General features: G+C 40.3%; 1 rRNA gene. It reads right to left on the bottom strand.

Annotated elements, in window-relative coordinates:
• Window positions 1-300: 300 nt before the first annotated feature.
• Window positions 301-521 (bottom strand): 16S ribosomal RNA (locus CLCHR_RS24330); the annotation flags it as partial.

Genomic DNA, 521 nt, shown 5'->3' on the forward strand with positions numbered 1-521 from the left:
TTCATCGGCTCCTGATGCCAAGGCATTCACCATGCGCCCTTTGTAGCTTGACCTTCTAAAGTTTTGTTATTACAAAACTAGTTATTTAATCATTACAAAGAATATTATTCTTGGCTTTGTTGTATTTTATATACATTAAATCTATGTGCAATTTTCAAAGAACATTGAAAGACTTAGTCTTTCAAAATTGAACAGAATAATAAATAACATTTAAGTAACCTATCGAGTAAGTATTTAAATTTTGATACATAAATGTATCTGTACTAGTCAGACATCATGCTGATCTAGATTTCTCCATAGAAAGGAGGTGATCCAGCCGCAGGTTCTCCTACGGCTACCTTGTTACGACTTCACCCCAATCGCTGACCCTACCTTAGGTCGCTGCCTCCTTGCGGTTAGCTCACGAACTTTGGGTATTGCCAACTCTCATGGTGTGACGGGCGGTGTGTACAAGGCCCGGGAACGTATTCACCGCGACATTCTGATTCGCGATTACTAGCAACTCCAGCTTCATGTAGGCG

It is taken from the genome of Clostridium chromiireducens (genome assembly GCF_002029255.1).
GTDB classification, from domain to species: domain Bacteria; phylum Bacillota; class Clostridia; order Clostridiales; family Clostridiaceae; genus Clostridium; species Clostridium chromiireducens.